This window comes from Streptomyces sp. NPDC001843, from assembly GCF_042891955.1.
In the GTDB taxonomy this organism is placed as follows: Bacteria; Actinomycetota; Actinomycetes; order Streptomycetales; family Streptomycetaceae; genus Streptomyces.
This window is the reverse complement of the sequence record NZ_JBIATQ010000005.1, coordinates 105,847-124,276: the sequence shown is the minus strand read 5'-3', so window position 1 is coordinate 124,276 and position 18,430 is coordinate 105,847. Positions and strand designations below refer to the sequence as shown.

Sequence of the window (18,430 nt, the reverse complement as noted above, 5' to 3'; positions counted from 1 at the left end):
ACCGGGCAGGCCAGGACACGGAGGCGGACGATGGACGAGACGCGGGCGCGGGACGTACTGGCCGCGGCAGGGGTGCTGCCGGGCCCGGCACGGGACGCGCGGCTGCTCGCCCTGGGCGAGAACGCGGTGTTCGCCACCGGTGACCTGGTCGTCAAGGTGGGCCGCGACGCCGAGTTGCTGGACCGGGCGCGGCGGGAGCTGGACATCGCGGCCTGGCTGGACCAGGCGGGTGTGCCGGCGGTGCGGGCGGCCGAGCCGAAGGCGTTGCTGGTGGACGGGCACCCGGTGACCGTGTGGCACCGGCTGCCCGAGCCCGTACGGCCGGCCGAGCCACGGGATCTGGCCGAACTCCTGCGGATCGTGCACGCACTGCCCTCCCCCTCCTTCACCCTTCCGCCCCGGGATCTGCTGGGCGGTGTGGAGCGCTGGCTGCGGCTCGCGGGCGGGGCGATCGACCCGGCGGACGCGGCGTACCTGCGTGAGCGACGGGACGGCTTCGCGGCGGCCGCGGGCGCGCTGACGCCCCATCTGCCGCCGGGACCCATCCACGGCGACGCGCTGCCGCGCAATGTCCATGTCGGGCCCGACGGCCCCGTCCTGGTCGACCTGGAGACCTTCTCCGCCGACCTGCGTGAGCACGACCTGGTGGTCATGGCCCTCTCCCGCGACCGCTACGGCCTGCCCGCCGAAGGCTACGACTCCTTCACCGCCGCCTACGGCTGGGACGTGCGGGAATGGAACGGCTGCGGGGTGCTGCGCGGCGCCCGGGAGACGGCGAGCTGTGCGTGGGTGGCGCAGCACGCGCCGAGCAATCCCAAGGCGCTGGCGGAGTTCCGGCGGCGGGTGGCGTCGCTGCGGGAGGGGGACGAGACGGTGCGGTGGTATCCGTTCTGAGGGGCTGGGCGGAGCTACGCCGGTCGGCTCTCCGCAAGTTCCCGGAGGGGCCACGTCCCGTCCACCACCGCGTCCGTCTGGCCCTTGCCGCGCAGGAAGTTCTGGAAGTCCGCCGCCCATTCGGCGTACCACCCGACCTGGCGGCGGTGCAGCTCCGCCGGGCCGAGGGCGGCCACCTTGGGGTGGCGGTCGGCTATCGCCGAGGCCAGGCGGGCCGCGGCCAGGGCGTCGGCGGTGGCGTCGTGGGCCGTGTCGAGCACGACACCGTACTCCGCGCAGACCGCCTCGAGGTTGCGTTTGCCGCGGCGGTAGCGGTCCACCTGGCGGTCGATGGTGTACGGGTCGATCACCGGGGCCGGGTCCGGGCCGCCGAGGCGGTCGGAGAGCGAGGGCAGCCCGTACCGCCGTAGTTCGGCGGAGAGAAGCGTGAGATCGAAGGCCGCGTTGTACGCGACGACCGGCACGCCCGTCTTCCAGTAGGCCGTCAGGACGTCGGCGACGGCGTCGGCGACCCGGTCGGCCGGCGCTCCCTCGGCCGCCGCGCGTTCATTGCTGATGCCGTGCACCGCCACCGCGTCGGCCGGGATCTCCACGCCCGGGTCGGCGAGCCACTCCCGGCGTCCCATGGGCCGCCCGGCCCTGACCTCGATCACGGCTGCCGTGACGATGCGCGCCTCGCACGGATCCGTCCCGGTCGTCTCCAGGTCGAAGCCGATCAGCAGCTCCCGGTGCCAGCCCATGGGCGGCCCCCCTTCTCGGTGGTGCGTTCCCCCGTTGATCTCTCAGTGGCTCCACCCTCGCACGCGCCACTGACAATCCGAGGGCCGCGTTCCGCCTGCCGGCCGGGCGGTTCAGGACACCGGCCGCGAATCCACCCAAGCCAGCTCGAACTCCTCACGGTATGTGGCGAAGAGCCCGCCTTCGCCCACGTCGCCCGACTTGACCACCCGGTTGCCGCCGCGCAGCACCAGGACGGGTGACTCCATTCCGCGTGCGCCGCGCAGGTAGGACTGCACCACGGCGATGCCGTCGGCGCCGTCGCCGTCGACGAGGTAGGCGGTGAAGCGCGGGGTCTCGTCGTAGACCTGGATGGCGAAGGCGTCCGGATCGCGCAGCCGGGAGCGCACCCGGCGCATGTGCAGGATGTTCATCTCGACGGAGCGGCTGAGTTCGCCCCTTTTCATCCCGAGTTCGCGCTCGCGCCGCTTCACGGCGCTGGAGGCCGGGTTGAGGAAGAGCAGCCGGACCCGGCAGCCGGACTCGGCCAGGCGGACCAGTCGTCGTCCGGAGAAGTTCTGCACGAGCAGGTTGAGGCCGATGCCGACTGCGTCGAGCCGGCGGGCGCCGCCGAAGAGGTCCTCGGCCGGGAACTGGCGCATCAGCCGCACCCGGTCGGGGTGCACGGCGACCACGTCCGCGTACCGGTCGCCGACCAGGCTCTCCACCGCGTCCACGGGCAGCCGGCGCGCGGACGGCACGTCGCCGCCCGCGCCGAGCATCTCCAGCAGCCGTGCGGAGGCCCGTTCGGCCTGGTTCAGCACGGCCTCGGACAGTGCCCGGTTGCGGGAGACGACGTTGCGGGTGACCTCGAGTTCGTCCAGGGCGAGTTCGACGTCCCGGCGCTCGTCGAAGTACGGCTCGAAGCACGGCCAGTGCTGCACCATCAGCTCGCGCAGCTGGGGCAGCGTGAGGAAGCTGAGGACGTTGTCGTCGGCCGGGTCGAGCAGATAGCCCTTGCGCCGGCTGACCTCGCGCACGGCGACCGCGCGCTGCACCCACTCCTGCCCGGCGGGGCCGGCCGCGGCGACCACCCACTCGTCGCCGTGGACGGGTTCGTAGACGGGCCGCAGGACGGCAGCCACGACGGCGCGCAGCCGCTGTTCGACGAGGTTCAGCCAGATGTAGGCCCGCCCGGCCCGCTGGGCGCGGGTGCGCACCTCGAGCCAGGCGTCGGCACCCCAGTCCAGTTCCGGCCCGATGGAACCCGCCGCGTCCATCGGCCGCGCCAGGGACACCACCGCGGGCGGGACGTCCGTGGAGTTCCCCTCGTGACCCTCGTCACCAGGGGGCAGCTCCAGCCCTCCCGAGCCCACCCGTGCACCGCCTTCCGCTCCCCCGAGCTCTCCCCATGCCAACGATCAAGGAAGCGTACTCCGCAAGCGGTCGGCGGTGCAGCCGGATGGACAGGTCGATTCTCAAGTGCGCGGGCGCCAGTGCCCGTTCTGCCACGCGAGCTCGTCCGGAGTGAGCGGATTCATAGCGGTGACGTCGCGCGGGGCGATGGAGAATCCCTGCCAGTGGACCGGCATGGGCTGCTGGTCCTCGTCGCGGGCTATGTGGTGGAAGCCGACGTTCATCCAGACGATGGGGTGGGTGAGCGTCTGGCCGTTGACCCACTTGTCGACCGACCTGCCCGCGCCGGCGGGGCAGTTGCCCGGGTTGTTGGTGGCGAACTGCTCGCACTTGTTGTACTCGGTGAAGTACACGTCGTGCTGGGTGAAGCTGCGGCCCGGGTACTTCGTGGTGGGGCCGGGGACGATCTCGTAGGAGCGCGCGTGGCCGTCCTTGTTCTTGCCCGTGGCGCTGACCATCCGCCACCAGCGGTAGGGCTTGGCGTCGCCCGCGAGTTCCTTGGTGACGTTGGTACGGGTGGTCCTGGCGGTCGGGGCCTCCTGGCCGCGGGCGGGCGCCTTGACGGCCGAGTCGTACTGCTCGACCTTCGTCCTTGAGGAGCCGTCCAGGCCGAAGTCCAGCCGCCAGAAGACGTTGTGGCTGTGGCTGGTGGCGTAGGCCTTGGCGCCCTTGCCGATGGGCCAGCCGCGGCCGTCGCCGGCGTCGTAGTCGTCGAAGGAGAGGCTGCCGGTGGCGCCGACGTTCATGTTGACCGTGCCGTCGTCCTGGAAACGCCACTCGGTCATGTACTCGTACCAGCCGACCTGGTTGACCGTGTAGACGAGCAGGTCCTTGCCCTGGGCCTGGAAGACCTTGTTCGCGGTGTCGCCCTGCATGCGGTAGGCGTGGCCACGGGAGCGGGTGGTGGTGCACAGGCCGTTGACGTTCGGGTGCTGCGGGTCCCAGGAGTCGGGGACCTTGACGGTCTTGATCGTGCCGCCGGGGCACTCGCCGGGCGCCAGGTTGACCAGGCCCTGGGCGAAGCCGAATCCCGTCAGGTCGTCGTACTCGACGCTGCCGTCGTCGTAGGGGACGTCGATCTGGGCGAGGCGGGCGCTGTTGAGGACCTTGATCGGCTTGGCCTCGCCCTTGGGCTGGTAGGAGACGTTGTCCAGAACGAGGCCGGCCTTGCTGTCGTAGCGCCAGCACATCCGCCAGGTGGTGCCGCTGGAGAGCTTCTGCTCGATCTTGTAGGCGGCGCTGCAGTCGGCGGCCGCCGCCGGGGCGGTCCTCGGCTGGGCCACGGCCGGTCCCGCGCCGGCCGTCGCGCCGGCGGCCAGCGCGGCCACGGTGACGCCGACGGCGGCCCGCTTGCGGGCACGACTGACTCTGTTCGTGTGCATGAAGAGGTGACTCCCTCGCAGGAGGTGCAGGTTCGGAGGACGGGCGGACGACGTGTCCGAGAAGGGGCGGCTCAGCCGCGGTCGAGCTTGGCCACCTTGCGGGCGCTCAGGTCGATGATCAGCGACCTGGCGTCGATCCACGGGCCGTTCTTGACCTTCGGGAACAGCCGCACGCAGCGGTGTTCGCCGCACTTGTCGAGCACGGCGGGCTGGGCGCCCGGGGCGGCCCGGTAGACCGCGCCGTTGAACAGCAGCTGGTCCGGGGAGGTGAGCTCCTTGCCGGTGGCGTCCTTGTAGTCCGCCTTGAGGCCGGCGCCCAGCGGATCGGCGATGAGCAGCCTGGCCGCCTCGACGTTCTCGGCCCGGCTCAGCGGCGGCTGGACGCCGTGCTGGGTGCCGGTCTGCTCGACCTTGCCGGTGTCGAGGTTCACGGTCCTCGTGACGAGGGTGTCGTTCCGGTAGTCGTAGAACGTCACGTCGGCCCGGCGCGGTGCGTTCGCGTCGTCGACCTCGTCGGACTCCGGATCGGCGAGGTCCACCGTGAGACGCTGCGGCCCACGGCCCCCGTCGACGTTCTCGCCGGAGCCGAGTGACTGCCCGGCCGCGGCGATCTTCCCGGCCCGCCGCAGCTCGTCGTCGGTCAGCGGGTCACCGCCGACGCCCTTCTTCCCCTCGGCGGGGGCCTGCTGGACCACGCCCGGCCGGCCGGCACCGTCGGCCTGAACCTGACCCTGGCCCGGCTGCTGGGCGGCCCGGCTGCCGCCGCCGCTCGTCCCTCCCGACTCGTCCGCCCCCGCCGTGCCCGGCAGGGTGACGGCGACCATCACGGCGGTCCCGGCCACCGCTATGGCCGTGCCGGCCACCACCTTGCCCAAATGGCGGCGCACTGTCTCGCGCACGTCTTCCCCTTACTCCCCCAGATCGTCGGGAGTACGTTCCTGCCCCACTGTTTCGGCATACGGCTCACAAAACGGCGCCGTATCCACTGGTCGGCCGGTAAGAGGGACGTAAGTCATAGGTGGTTCCATCACTTTCCGGGAGACTCGACAGGCAAGGCGGCACCGGCCACGCGGCACACCTGGGAGAGTCGTATCCATGCAGGTCTGGCCTGGAGAGGCATATCCGCTCGGCGCCACGTACGACGGCGCCGGGACCAACTTCGCGGTCTTCACCGAAGCCGCGAACCGAGTAGAGCTGTGTCTGCTGCACGACGACGGCTCCGAGACGGCGGTCGAACTACGGGAGAGTGACGCGTTCGTGCGGCACGCGTACCTGCCGGGCGTGATGCCGGGGCAGCGGTACGGGTTCCGGGTGCACGGGCCGTACGACCCGGCGCGCGGGCTGCGCTGCAACTCGGCGAAGCTGCTGCTCGACCCGTACGCGAAGGCGATCAGCGGCTCGATCCGGTGGGGCGAGGAGGTCTACGGCTACCACTTCGGCTCCCCCGACAGCCGCAACGACCTCGACTCCGCGCCGCACACCATGACTTCGGTGGTGATCAACCCGTACTTCGACTGGGGCGACGACCGGCGGCCGCGCACCGAGTACCACCACACGGTGATCTACGAGGCCCATGTGAAGGGCCTGACCATGCGCCACCCCGGTCTGCCGGAGGAACTGCGCGGCACGTACGCGGCGCTCGCCCACCCGGCAATCATCGAACACCTGACCGAGCTCGGGGTGACAGCCCTGGAGCTGATGCCCGTACACCAGTTCGTCAACGACCATCGTCTGGTCGACATGGGCCTGAACAACTACTGGGGCTACAACACCATCGGCTTCTTCGCCCCGCACAACGCGTACGCCTCCTGGGGCGACCGCGGCCAGCAGGTCCTGGAGTTCAAGTCGGCGGTCCGGGCGCTGCACGAGGCCGGGATCGAGGTGATCCTGGACGTGGTCTACAACCACACCGCCGAGGGGAATCACCTGGGCCCGACGCTGTCCTTCCGGGGCATCGACAACCCCTCGTACTACCGCCTGACCGACGACCGCCGCTACTACATGGACACCACCGGCACCGGGAACTCCCTGCTCATGCGGTCCCCGCACGTGCTCCAGCTGATCATGGACTCGCTGCGGTACTGGGTCACCGAGATGCACGTCGACGGATTCCGCTTCGATCTCGCGGCGACCCTGGCGCGGCAGTTCCACGAGGTGGACCGGCTGTCGTCGTTCTTCGACCTGGTGCAACAGGACCCCGTGGTCTCCCAGGTGAAGCTCATCGCCGAGCCGTGGGACGTGGGCGAGGGCGGCTACCAGGTGGGAAACTTCCCGCCGATGTGGACCGAGTGGAACGGCAAGTACCGCGACACGGTACGGGACCTGTGGCGGGGCGAGCCGCGGGCGCTCGCGGAGTTCGCCTCCCGGCTGACCGGCTCCTCGGACCTCTACCAGGACGACGGGCGGCGCCCGCTGGCCTCGATCAACTTCGTGACCTGCCACGACGGTTTCACGCTGCACGACCTGGTGTCCTACAACGACAAGCACAACGACGCCAACGGCGAGGAGAACCGGGACGGGGAGAGCCACAACCGGTCCTGGAACTGCGGGGTGGAGGGTGACACCGACGACCCGGGCGTGCGGGAGCTGCGTGCCCGGCAGATGCGGAACTTCATCGCGACGCTGATGCTGTCCCAGGGCGTGCCCATGATCAGCCACGGCGACGAGTTCGCCCGCACCCAGCGCGGCAACAACAACGCCTACTGCCAGGACAACGAGCTGTCCTGGGTGGACTGGCCCGAGGACGGGGAGGGCGGCAGCGAGCTGCTCGACTTCACGCGCGCGCTGGTGTGGCTGCGCCGGGAGCACCCGGTCCTGCGGCGGCGGCGCTTCTTCCACGGGCGGCCGGTGGAGGGCACCCACGACGAGCTGTCCGACATCGCCTGGTTCACCCCCGACGGCCGGGAGATGACCCAGAACGACTGGGACTCGGCGCAGGCCTCGGCACTGACCGTGTTCCTCAACGGAAACGCGATCTCCGAACCCGGGGCGCGCGGGGAGCGCATCACCGACGACTCCTTCCTGCTCATGTTCAACGCCTCGCCCGAGCCGCTGGAGTTCGTGGTTCCGGTCAACCACGGGCGGCAGTGGCAGGTGGTGGTCGACACGGCCCGCACGGAGGCGGCGCCCCCGGACGCGAACGCCAAGATCCAGGCCGGGGACCGCCTCACCCTTCCGGACCGCAGCATGACGGTGCTGCGGCGGCCGGCGCAGTAGCGGTCACGCGCGCGTGGACAGGTGCGGTGCCGGTGACACGAAAGGCGGCAGGCTGGGTACGTAGGTCTGCATGACATCAGAGCGCCCCGACCCAGCGGTACCGACCGCCACCTACCGGCTCCAGCTGCAGCCCGAGTTTCCCTTCGGGGCCGCGGCGGCGGCCGTACCGTACCTGGCGTCGCTCGGTGTCTCGCACCTGCACCTGTCCCCCGTCCTGGAGGCCGTGCCCGGTTCCGCCCACGGCTACGACGTGGTGGACCACGCGCGCGTGCGCGAGGAACTGGGCGGCGAGGAGGGGCTGCGGGCGCTGTCGGCGACCGCCCGCGAGCACGGACTCGGCCTCGTCGTGGACATCGTGCCGAACCACATGGCCATGGCGCCGTCCCACAACCGCGCCCTGTGGGAGGTGCTGCGCGAGGGCCCCAAGTCGCCGTACGCGCGCTGGTTCGACATCGACTGGGACGCCCAGGGCGGGCAGCTGCTGCTGCCGGTCCTCGGGCGTCCGGTCGGCGAGGAACTGGGCCATCTGGTGGTCGAGGGCGACGTGCTGCGCTACCACGACCACGCCTTTCCGCTCCGCGAGGGCACCGCGGACCTGCCGCTGCCCCGGCTGCTGGACGAGCAGTGGTACCGGCCGGTGTGGTGGCGACTGGCCCGCACCGAGCTCAACTACCGGAGGTTCTTCAGCATCTCGGAGCTCATCGGGGTGCGGGTGGAGGACCCGGAGGTCTTCGACGCCACGCACGGCAAGATCCTCCAGCTGCTGCACGAGGGCGTGGTCGACGGGCTGCGGATCGACCACCCGGACGGCCTGGCCGACCCCGAGGGCTACCTGCGGCGGCTGCACGAGGCGACCGGCGGGCGCTGGACGGTCGTCGAGAAGATCCTGGCCGACGGGGAGCACCTGCCGGCCGGCTGGCCGGTCGCGGGCACCACCGGGTACGACGCCCTGAGGCACGTCGACGGCCTGTTCACGGACCCCGAGGGGGCGGCCGACCTGCTCGCGCAGTACCGGCGGTTCGCGGTCCCGCAGACCGACCGGGGCGGCAACTGGGCGGCCACGGCGCGGCGGGCGGCGTACAAGGTGCTCACGCACGAGCTGGCCGCCGAGACGGACCGGCTGACCCGGGTGGCGAGCCGGCTGTGCGCGAGCTCGGCGGATCCGGCGCTGCGCGACCGCGCCCCCTGGGCGCTGCGCACCGCGCTGGAGGAGCTGCTGGTCCGGCTGCCGGTGTACCGGCCGTACGCCTCCCAGGACGCGGCCGCCGTGGTCACCGAGGGGGCCGCCGAGGAGGCCCGGAGGGCCTTCGTCGTGCCCGAGGAGGGCGATGCGGTCGACATCGTGCGCGAGCTGCTGACCGGCCCGGCCGGGGTGGACCCGGCCCTCGCGGAGTTCCGGGCCCGGTTCGCGCAGACCGCGTCGGCACTGCGCGCCAAGTCCGTCGAGGACACGGCGTTCTACCGCTACGTTCCGCTGTTGTCGGCGACCGAGGTGGGCGGCGAACCGGGCAGCCCGGGCGTGTCCCCGCAGGACTTCCACGCGTACTGCGCGCGCGTGCAGCGCGACTGGCCGTCCACCGGCACCGTGGTGTCCACGCACGACACCAAGCGCAGCGCCGACGTGCGTGCGGCGCTGGCCGTGCTCACCGAGTGCCCGCAGCGCTGGGCGGCCCTGCTCGCGGAGCTCACCCCGGAGGGGGGCGCGGCGGTGCCGGACGGGCAGCTGGCCTGGGCGGCCTGGCAGACGGTGTTCGGTCTCGGCCCGGCGGACACCGAGCGCGTCCAGCAGGCCCTGCTGAAGCACGCCCGGGAGGCCGGGCTCTACACCAGCTGGACGGAGCAGGAACCGCCGTACGAGGAGGCGGTGGCCGCGTTCGTGACGGCCGGGCCCTGCGGGGCGCCCGGCGAGCGGGTGACCTCCTTCCGGGCCTCGCTGGGGGCGCACATCCGGGCGAACGTCCTGGGGACGGCTCTGGTCCACCTGACGATGCCTGGGGTGCCGGACCTCTACCAGGGGACGGAGGGCGAGTACCGGGCGCTGGTGGACCCGGACAACCGGCGGCCGGTGCGGTTCCCGCCCGAGGACCCCGGGGACAAGGGTGCGCTGACGGCGGCGGCGCTGCGGCTGCGTGCCCGGCGGCCGGAGGTCTTCGGTGCCGCCGCGACGTACGCGCCGCTGGCCGCGGAGGGCACGGCCGCCGACCACTGCCTGGCGTTCACGCGTTCCGGTCAGGTGGTCACCGCCGTGACCCGGATGTCGCTGCGGCTGGCCGAGACGGGCGGCTGGGGCGACACCCGGTTGCCGCTGCCACCGGGCCGCTGGGCCGACGCGTTGAACCCGGAGCGGCGGTTCGAGGGCCACGCACGCGTGGCGGAGCTGTTCACGCCGCTGCCGGTGGCGCTGCTGGAGCGCGTCGGGGAGGCCTGAGCCGCACGCTCACCACGTCCCGCCCGCCGCCCCGGGCTGATGCCCCTCTGGCCGCCCCCGCAAGGCTCCCGCTCGATCTGCTTGACAGCTCACCTGTGCCGTGCGGCACTGGGAGGGCGAAGCCGGGCTGGACGAGTCGGGGGTGAGTCCGCTGCCGGAGTTGCGTTATCCCAGTGTGGCCGAACTGGTCTCGTCGGCGGGGGCGTTGGCCGCCGACCAGCCCGGTGTGTGTGCCCTGCGGCAGGTGGGCCTGTCCCGGGCGGGCAGACCGCTGCACCTGCTGTCCGTGGGGCACCGGCGGCGGGCCGTCCTCGTGGTGGCCGGCGCCCACGCCAACGAGCCGACGGGCGGCTCCACGATCCTCGCTCTGGCCGAGCGGGTGGTGCACGAACGGGAGCTGAGGGCGGACACCTCCTGGCACTTCCTGCTGTGCGCCGACCCGGACGGCGCGAGCCTCCATGTCACCCCGGCGCCGCGCAGTCTGCTCGACTACCACCGCGGCTTCTACCGGCCCGCCCAGCCGGAACAGCCGGAGTGGTCGCCGTCCGTGCTGCCGCCGGACCGGCTGCCTCCCGAGACACGGGCGCTGACCGGCGTGATCGACGAACTGCGCCCCTATCTGCAGGTCACGCTGCACGGCACCGACCTGGGCGGTAGCTGGGTGCAGCTGACCAGGGACGTGCCCGGTCTCGCCGAGCCGTTCGCCAAGTCCGCGGCGCAGCTGCACATCCCGGTGGAGACGGGTGCCTCGGACGCGGCGGGCTGGCCCGCCTCCGGCCCCGGCGTGCACGTGATGCCCGATCCGGGCTCGGGCCTCGCCTACCCGAGCATGCCGGACGACGCCCGGCGCAGCACCTGGTTCCGCGTCCACCGCTACGGCGGCCTGACGGCCGTGGTCGAGGTGCCGATGTGGGCCAGCGACCTGGTGGACGACCCGGCGCCGCACCCCGCGCCGGCGGCGGCGATGCGGCGGCTGGCTCGCCGGCTGCTGCGGGACGCGCTGGAGGTGGAACGGGTGCTCGCCGAGGCCCTCCCCCGGCTGGAGGACACCGACGTGCCCCTGCTGCGGGCCGCCAGATGGGCCCTGGAGGTGGTACCGGGCCTGGCCGCGGACTGGACCGGCACCCCGCCGGCCGGCAGCACGATGGCCTACGTCGGCAGCGTGGACGCCTTCGGCCGCCGGCTGCCGCTGCGCGCGGCCGCGATGCTGCTGCGGGTGCTGCGGGAGGCGGACGACCGGGCGGCGCCCCGGCTGGAACGTCTCGTCGCCTCCTGGTGCGAGGCGTTCGCCGAGCGCTTCCGGGCCCGCTGGGTGCCCCTGGAACACCAGGTCGAACACCAGTCCCGCACGGTGCTCGCGGCGGCGCTGCACGCGCGCGAACGGGTGGCGTGAGGCCGGACCGGCCGCACGCCGCCGTCGGCCCGTCGCCCGCTCAGCCGTCGCCCGCTCAGCCGTCCAGCGCGAAGACGGCCCCGGTCCGCGCCGCCATCTGGCACGCGTTCGAGAACGTCTCCCGGTAGTCCACGGCACGGCCGTGCCACTGGCCGTTCGCGTACACCGTCACCGGCGCGTAGATCATCGGGCAGAACGCGTTCTTCTTCTGCGGGATGGCGCGGATGTCCCCCTTCGCGGTCGTGAGTTCGGCGCAGGCCTCGGCCGCGCGGCGGTGCCCCTGCGGCGGCTCGCACAGCAGCAGGGTGCCGCGCGTCTCGCCGGAGCGGGCGTCGCCCCGGGTCACGCTGAGGTAGACCCAGTCGCCCTGACCGGTGGAGCCGGGCCCGGTCCGGGCGGCTGCCGCCGGGCCGGCGGCGAGGAGGGCGGCCGCCGCCAGCAGGGCGCCGCGTACCGCTGTCGCTTTGATGGTGTGCGTCATTCCCGGTGCATCGGCATGGCGGCCCGTACACCCCAGCCCGACTCACCCGAACGGGAACGCACGCGCGCGTACCGCCGCGCCGGTCTCACTGGACGGCGAGCCGGAACGCCATCCGTCCGAAGGAGATCTGGTCGCCCTCGCGGACGACGGCCGCGCCGGTCACCCGCCGTCCGTTGACGGTGGTGCCGTTGGTGGACCCGAGGTCCCTGAGGACCCACATGCCGCCCTGGCGGCGCAGTTCGGCGTGCACCCGGGAGACGGTCTCGTGGCTGAGCCTGAGCCCGCTGGCCGGGTCACGTCCTATGCGCAGCGGATGGGTGCTGTCGGGGTGCGGCAGGAGCAGCTTCGGCAGTCGTTCGGCTTGCCAGGCGCGGCGCAGCCGCACGGTGAAGCCGGAGACCGCCTCGACGGTGCCGAACAGCATGCGCGCGAGGCGGTTGTCCCCGGGCAGGTCGGCGGTGAGAACGGCGAGTTCGTCGGCGCGGCGGGCGGCGAGCGCGAGTTCCATGCGCCGTACGAACGTGTCGTGCGACAGCCGGCCCATGGCGACGCCGTCGCGGAGCACGCGCAGCACCTTGTCGCGCTCCGCGTCGGAGAGCCGCGCGGGATACGTGGAGAACTCGAAGGACGACGTCACGCTGGTGATTGTCGGTCAGTGAACCCCGGGTGTCCAGAAAACGGGGAAACGGCCGCCGCGCGCGTACTTCCGGCGACACCCGCTCGCAAACCGCGTCCGGGAAGGTGCGTTGATCGCGTTTTGCAGCACGATGGACGGGCTACATCACGGTGAGCAGACGAAGGGGAACCGTCCCGTGCAGTTCGAGGTGTGGGCACCGCAGGCAGACCGTGTGACGCTCCATTGCGACGGCGCCACGCGCGCGTTGGAGCGCGATCGGGACCGGGCCGGTTGGTGGACAGGTGAGGCGGAGGCGAGCGACGGCTCGCGGTACGGATTCGCGCTGGACGACGGGCCGGTGCTGCCCGACCCGCGTTCGCGCCGGCAGCCCGAGGGGCCGGACGGGCCGAGCGCGGTCGTCGACCACGGGCGGTACGCGTGGCGTACCGAGACCGGACCGGGGCGCGGGCTGCCCGGTGCGGTGCTGTACGAGCTGCACGTGGGCACGTACACCCGCGAGGGCACCCTGGACGCGGCGGCGGCACAGCTGGAGCATCTCGTCCGACTGGGCGTGACCCATGTCGAGTTGATGCCGCTGTGCCCCTTCCCCGGGCGGCACGGGTGGGGGTACGAGGGAGTGTCGCTGTGGGCGGTGCACGAGCCGTACGGCGGGCCCGAGGCGCTCAAGCGGTTCGTCGACCGGGCGCACGAACTGGGCCTCGGCGTGGTCCTCGACGTGGTGCACAACCACCTGGGGCCGTCCGGCAACCACCTGCCGGCGTTCGGGCCGTACTTCACGGACACGCACCACACGCCCTGGGGAGCGGCGGTCAACCTGGACGCGCCCGGTTCGGACGAGGTGCGCGCGTACTTCGTGGGCAGCGCGCTGGCCTGGCTGCGGGACTACCGGATCGACGGGCTGCGGCTGGACGCGGTGCACGCGCTGCGGGACACGCGCGCGTGCCACTTCCTGGAGGAGCTCTCGGCGGCCGTCGACGCCCTGGCCCGCGAGGTGGGCCGGCCGCTGTTCCTCATCGGCGAGTCGGACCTCAACGACCCGCGGGTCATCACCCCGCGCGCGCGGCACGGCCTCGGTCTGCACGCGCAGTGGAACGACGACTTCCACCACGCCCTGCACACCGCGCTGACCGGCGAGTCCCAGGGTTACTACGCCGACTTCGCGGCTGATCCCTTCGCCGCCCTCGCCAAGACGCTGACCGGGGGCTACTTCCACGACGGTACGTACTCCAGCTTCCGGGGCCGGCACCACGGCCGCCCGCTGGACCGGGTGCGCACGGCGGGGCACCGGCTGCTCGGCTACGCCCAGACCCACGACCAGGTCGGCAACCGCGCCCAGGGCGACCGTCTGTCGGCCGCCCTCTCCCCCGGGCTCCTGGCCTGCGCCGCCACGCTGGTCCTGACCGCGCCGTTCACGCCGATGCTGTTCATGGGCGAGGAGTGGGCGGCCGGCACGCCCTGGCAGTTCTTCACCGACCACACCGACCCGGAGCTCGCCCAGGCCGTACGGCAGGGCAGGCGGCGGGAGTTCGCGGCGCACGGCTGGGCCGAGGAGGACGTGCCGGACCCGCAGGACCCGGCGACCCGGGACCGTTCCTGTCTGGACTGGTCGGAGCCCGAGCGGGAGCCCCACGCGCGTGTGCTGGCCTGGTACCGGCAGCTCATCGCGCTGAGGCACGAGCAGCCGGACCTCACCGACCCCGACCTCGCGGACACCAAGGTGGCGTACGACGCCCAGGCCCGCTGGCTGGCCTTCCGACGCGGGGACGTCCGGGTGGTCGTCAACCTGGGCAAGGAGGAGGCGGCGATCCCGCTCGGCACCCGCCCGGCCGAGGTTCTCGCCGCCTGGGACCCGGTCGAGGCGCCCGGGGCGGACGGTCTGCTGCAGGTGCCCGGGGAGTCGTGCGTGGTGCTGACCCAGGAGTGACGCCTGCGCCGGCGGGTCAGGGCGGCTTGCAGAGCTCCGGCTTCTAGAGCTCCTCCTCCCCGTCCTCCCTGAACTCCGTCACCCGCTCCAGCAGGATCGCCTCCCAGGCGCGTCTCAGCTGGGTCCTCAGGAGGGTGAGGGAGGCGGCGTCGCGGACGGCGAGGCGGTCGGTGAGGCGGATGACGGTGTCGCAGCGGGCGAGCCACAGGCCGCGCAGGCAGGGGCGGGCGCCGTATCCGGCGAGGGTGGCGGCGCGGACGGCGGCGGGCGAGCCGACGGCGAGGGCGAGGGAGGCGATGTCCTCGGCGGGGTCGCCGACAGCCGCTGCGGTCCAGTCGAGGATGCCGCGCACCCGCCCGTCGGCGCTGACCACGAGGTGCTCGCCCCTGAGGTCGTGGTGGACCAGGACCGAGGTCCCCGGCTGTGCGGCGAGCTGGGCCGCGGCGGGCGCGGTCAGCTGGGACATCCGGGCGGGATCGAACTCGTCGGCGGCGCCGAGGCGTTCGGCCGCGTGCACGGCCATCCGGCGGAGCGCCTCGAGGGAGCGCGGGGCGGTGCGCGGGACGCCGAGCGTCTCGGCCTGCCGTGCGGGGACCTCCCGCAGCCCGGTGAGCAGCCCTGCCAGGTCCGCCTCGCCGACGGCGGACACGTCGTGCTCCTCCCCCGTGCCGCCGGGCACCTTGGTGTCGAGCGTGTAGGTGAGGCCGGGCGCCCACTCGCCGTGCGCCACGCTGGTGGGGACGGCGACGGGCAGGTGCGGGCGCACGAGGTCGCGCAGGCGCAGTTCGCGGCGCTGGCGGGCGGCGGCCTCGCGGTCGGGGGCGAGGCGCAGCACATGGCGGGTGCCGACCCACCAGCTGGAGTGCTCGCCGGCCTCCGTGACGGGCCGCACGTCGGGTCCGGAGGTTCCCTCCGGTCCCTCCTTGCTCTCCTTGCTCTCCTTGAGCAGCGAACGGACCAGTCGGCGGACGGTGTCCGCGGTGGGTGTCGGTGCCTGGGTCATGGTCGCGCCGTCGTCGTTCCGGGGGGTGTCGGTGGATGCCCGCTGTGTCATCTCAGTCCACTATCACCATCTCGCGGGTGGTGTTGTTGAGGCGGCGGCCGCCGTCCCCGGTCACCGTGACGATGTCCTCGATGCGCACCCCGAAGCGGCCGGGCAGGTAGACGCCGGGTTCGACGGAGAAGCACATCCCGGGTACGAGGGGCTGCTCCTCGCCCTCGATCATGTACGGCGGCTCGTGCGTGGTGACGCCGATGCCGTGGCCGGTGCGGTGGATGAAGTACTCGCCGTACCCCGCGTCGGAGATCACCGCACGGGCGGCCCGGTCGACCTCCTGGCAGGCGACACCGGGCCGCACCGCACGGAAACCGGCCTCCTGGGCGGCGCGCACGACGTCGTGGACCCTGCGCTCCTCGTCGGTGGGTTCGCCGACGTGGACGGTGCGGGTGGTGTCGGATCCGTAGCCGTCCTTGAGGCCGCCGAAGTCGAGGACGACCATGTCGCCGTGGCGGATGACGCGGTCGCCGACCTCGTGGTGCGGGTTGGCGCCGTTGGGGCCGGAGCCGACGATGGTGAAGTCGACCTGGGAGTGTCCGAACCGGCGCAGCAGGTCGGCGAGGTCCTGGCCGACCTCGGACTCCCGGCGGCCCGCGAAGGGGACGTCCCGGATCTCCTCGAACGCCGCGTCGGCGGCCGCCCCGGCCGCCGCCAGCAGCTCCAGCTCGGCGTTGTCCTTGACGGCGCGCAGCATCGGCAGGGCGTCGGTGAGGGCCGCGTAGGAGGTGCCGGGCAGCGTCCTCTGCAGGCCGAGCAGGTGCAGGGCCCAGGCGTTGTCGCTGATGCCGAGCCGGCCGCTGCCGGGGAGGAGGCCGGCGGTGACGGCGTAGGGGTCCTTGCCGTCGGTCCAGTCCAGCAGGGTCAGGGCGTCGGCGCCGACCGCCTCCTGCGCGTCCGGTGCCTCCAGCGTGGGTACCACGAGCACGGGGTCCCGGCCGGGGGCGAGGACGAGCACGGTGAGACGCTCGGTGACGGCGGTCGGCGTGTAGCCGGTCAGCCACACCAGGTCCGGGCCCGGCGCCACCAGCAGCCCGGCCAGCCCGGCCTCGGCGGCGGCGCGCGCGGCGCGGTCCATACGGGCCCTGTAGTCGTCGGCGGTGAAGGGCGCGAGCGCGCTGCCGGTCATGCGGACCTCCGTGGACGTGGGAAACGTGCAGGGCAAGGAACCACGGGAGCATCCTGCCCGGACCCGGAGGGCGACGCGAGCCGGTTACGGGGTCACATGGGCGGAGCCGGGAAGACGACGCCACTCGATCCGAACAATTGCACGCCTGGGAGCAGGGTGTTCATGTGACCAGGCCCGGGACCACGCGCATCTGCTGGTAGCCGCCGCTGCGGTGGCGCACGGTGAGGGTGACCCGGGCTCCGGGGCGGGCGTGGGCGACCGCCCGGGCGAGGTCGGCGGCCGTGTCGACCCGGGCCCCGCCGACCTGGAGGAGTACGTCGCCGCGGACCAGGCCCGCCGAGTATCCCGGGCCGGGGACGTGGACGCCGACGACCAGCGCGCCCGACTTGTGCGCGTCCATCACCTCCAGCCCGAGGGTGGCGGCGGGCCACTCCCGGGCGGGACCGCGGACGTCGGAGGACGCGGTCCGGGCGGAGGGGCCGGGCGGCGGTGCCTCGTGCCGCAGCTCCGCGAGTCTGCTCATGCCGATCACGGTGGCGCCGAACGTGCCGAGCCCGACGCCGGACAGCACCAGGACCGTGCCGACGAGCACGCCGAACAGTCCGGTTCGAAGCCGTCGGCCGCGTCGGCGCGCGGCATGCGGGCGCCGCGCGGGCCTGCTGGGGCCGCCCTTCCTCCGCTCCTGACCCGGGATCGGCTTGGGGCGCAGCGCAGTCTGTTCCATGGATCGCCTCCGGCTGGTGCTCTCCCAGGCGCACTACCCGGCGCACCAGGGCGCGACGAGCCACGAACGAGTGAGACTGAGACCGTGCCGTCGACGGCACGTCACCGTCGGTCACCTCCGGCCAGCCGCTCCATCAGCTCCGCCGCCGCTCCTCGCGGTGCCCCGGCGTGCAGGAGTTCCGTGCGGTGCACGATCCGCGGCTCGGTCAGCGGGACGGCGACCGCGCCCGGTACGCCGTCGGCCACGGTGCGCGGCAGCAGGGTCAGTCCGCGGCCGGCGGCGGCGAGGGTGGTCAGGGCGTGGACGTCGGTGCCCTCGTAGCGCAGGGCCGGGCGGAAGGCACCGCCGCCGACCGCGGCGCGCAGCTGGGCGAGCGGCAGGCCCGCGTCCGCTGCGTCCAGCCAGAGGGCGTCGGCGAGGTCATCGAGGCGCAGGAACGGGCGCCGGGCGAGCGGGTGTGCGGCGGGCAGCAGGACGGCGACGGTGTCCTCCGCCACGCCGTGCGCGGTCAGCGGTGCCACGTCGGGCAGCCGCAGCGGGTCACTGGCCGCGGCCAGTCCGTCCACCAGGCCGAGGCCGGCGTCCCCGGTGGCGACGGCGGCCGGGACCAGGTCGCGGGCGAGCACCCGCAGGGTGACACCCGCCCCGGGCAGGGCGGCCACGACCCGGGGGTGCAGCGCGGTCGCTGTCGCGGCGAGGCTCAGTCCCTGCTCAGGCGCGGCCGCCATCCGCACGACGTCCGCACGGGCCGCCTCCAGGCGCAGCAGCAGCGGCCCCGCGTGTTCCAGCAGCCTCTCGCCCGCCGCGGTAGGGGCGACGGGGCGGCGGGTGAGCAGCGGCGCGCCGAGGTCCCCCTCGAGGGCCGCGATGTGCTGGGACACGGCGGACTGGGTGTAGCCCAGCTCGCGCGCGGCCTCGGAGAAGGAGGCGAGACGGGCGACGGTGACGTACGTGCGCAGCAGATGCGGATCCATGGCGGACAGGATCCCACCGCGCATCAGCGTTCCTTATCGCGTGTGCAGAGATCATCATTGG

15 protein-coding genes are annotated in these 18,430 nt (G+C 73.2%); 5 read left to right on the top strand and 10 right to left on the bottom strand.

Annotated elements, in window-relative coordinates; genetic code table 11:
* Positions 1 to 30: 30 nt before the first annotated feature.
* A complete protein-coding gene (locus tag ACFYZQ_RS14770; protein WP_389146552.1) occupies positions 31 to 894 on the top strand; it encodes a phosphotransferase enzyme family protein in 864 nt (287 codons plus the stop codon).
* 14 nt (positions 895 to 908) lie between these two features.
* Here the strand turns inward: ACFYZQ_RS14770 and ACFYZQ_RS14765 are convergent, their stop codons facing one another.
* The 4 genes from ACFYZQ_RS14765 to ACFYZQ_RS14750 all read right to left on the bottom strand — a co-directional run bounded on the left by ACFYZQ_RS14765 (position 909) and on the right by ACFYZQ_RS14750 (position 5,308).
* Positions 909 to 1,634 (bottom strand): 3'-5' exonuclease, encoded by a 726-nt coding sequence (locus ACFYZQ_RS14765; RefSeq protein ID WP_389146549.1) that lies wholly within the window; start codon positions 1,632 to 1,634, stop codon positions 909 to 911.
* A gap of 111 nt (positions 1,635 to 1,745) precedes the next feature.
* Positions 1,746 to 2,987: an SAV2148 family HEPN domain-containing protein gene (locus ACFYZQ_RS14760; RefSeq protein WP_389146546.1), complete on the bottom strand. Its 1,242-nt coding sequence runs from the start codon at positions 2,985 to 2,987 to the stop codon at positions 1,746 to 1,748.
* A 102-nt stretch (positions 2,988 to 3,089) separates the two neighbouring features.
* On the bottom strand, positions 3,090 to 4,409 hold the full coding sequence (locus ACFYZQ_RS14755; protein WP_389146543.1) for a copper amine oxidase: 1,320 nt from the start codon (positions 4,407 to 4,409) through the stop codon (positions 3,090 to 3,092).
* A gap of 71 nt (positions 4,410 to 4,480) precedes the next feature.
* Positions 4,481 to 5,308, bottom strand: a complete 828-nt coding sequence (locus tag ACFYZQ_RS14750) for a Tat pathway signal sequence domain protein (protein ID WP_389146541.1) — start codon at positions 5,306 to 5,308, stop codon at positions 4,481 to 4,483.
* 196 nt (positions 5,309 to 5,504) lie between these two features.
* Between ACFYZQ_RS14750 and glgX the strand changes: the two genes are divergently transcribed.
* From glgX to ACFYZQ_RS14735, 3 genes are all read left to right on the top strand, one after another.
* Positions 5,505 to 7,625, top strand: coding sequence for a glycogen debranching protein GlgX (gene glgX / locus ACFYZQ_RS14745; protein ID WP_389146538.1), 2,121 nt, complete (start codon positions 5,505 to 5,507; stop codon positions 7,623 to 7,625).
* A 70-nt stretch (positions 7,626 to 7,695) separates the two neighbouring features.
* On the top strand, positions 7,696 to 10,053 hold the full coding sequence (gene treY, locus ACFYZQ_RS14740; RefSeq protein ID WP_389146534.1) for a malto-oligosyltrehalose synthase: 2,358 nt from the start codon (positions 7,696 to 7,698) through the stop codon (positions 10,051 to 10,053).
* Positions 10,054 to 10,195: 142 nt separating this feature from the next.
* A complete protein-coding gene (locus ACFYZQ_RS14735) occupies positions 10,196 to 11,446 on the top strand; it encodes a M14 family zinc carboxypeptidase (RefSeq protein WP_389147363.1) in 1,251 nt (416 codons plus the stop codon).
* Between the two features lie 55 nt (positions 11,447 to 11,501).
* Here the strand turns inward: ACFYZQ_RS14735 and ACFYZQ_RS14730 are convergent, their stop codons facing one another.
* Both ACFYZQ_RS14730 and ACFYZQ_RS14725 read right to left on the bottom strand, forming a co-directional pair.
* Positions 11,502 to 11,927, bottom strand: a complete 426-nt coding sequence (locus ACFYZQ_RS14730; RefSeq protein ID WP_389146532.1) for an SSI family serine proteinase inhibitor — start codon at positions 11,925 to 11,927, stop codon at positions 11,502 to 11,504.
* 85 nt (positions 11,928 to 12,012) lie between these two features.
* Positions 12,013 to 12,564: an FHA domain-containing protein gene (locus ACFYZQ_RS14725; RefSeq protein WP_389146529.1), complete on the bottom strand. Its 552-nt coding sequence runs from the start codon at positions 12,562 to 12,564 to the stop codon at positions 12,013 to 12,015.
* Positions 12,565 to 12,739: 175 nt separating this feature from the next.
* Between ACFYZQ_RS14725 and treZ the strand changes: the two genes are divergently transcribed.
* Entirely contained in the window at positions 12,740 to 14,488 is a 1,749-nt protein-coding gene (gene treZ / locus ACFYZQ_RS14720) for a malto-oligosyltrehalose trehalohydrolase (protein WP_389146526.1), read from the top strand.
* Between the two features lie 43 nt (positions 14,489 to 14,531).
* Here the strand turns inward: treZ and ACFYZQ_RS14715 are convergent, their stop codons facing one another.
* The 4 genes from ACFYZQ_RS14715 to ACFYZQ_RS14700 form a co-directional block, all read right to left on the bottom strand.
* Positions 14,532 to 15,491 (bottom strand): aminoglycoside phosphotransferase family protein, encoded by a 960-nt coding sequence (locus ACFYZQ_RS14715; protein ID WP_389147360.1) that lies wholly within the window; start codon positions 15,489 to 15,491, stop codon positions 14,532 to 14,534.
* Positions 15,492 to 15,543: 52 nt separating this feature from the next.
* Complete coding sequence (locus ACFYZQ_RS14710) at positions 15,544 to 16,671, bottom strand: aminopeptidase P family protein (protein ID WP_389146523.1); 1,128 nt, start codon at positions 16,669 to 16,671, stop codon at positions 15,544 to 15,546.
* A 160-nt stretch (positions 16,672 to 16,831) separates the two neighbouring features.
* Positions 16,832 to 17,395 (bottom strand): PDZ domain-containing protein, encoded by a 564-nt coding sequence (locus ACFYZQ_RS14705; protein ID WP_389146521.1) that lies wholly within the window; start codon positions 17,393 to 17,395, stop codon positions 16,832 to 16,834.
* Positions 17,396 to 17,496: 101 nt separating this feature from the next.
* A complete protein-coding gene (locus ACFYZQ_RS14700; RefSeq protein WP_389147358.1) occupies positions 17,497 to 18,369 on the bottom strand; it encodes a LysR family transcriptional regulator in 873 nt (290 codons plus the stop codon).
* Positions 18,370 to 18,430: the final 61 nt, after the last annotated feature.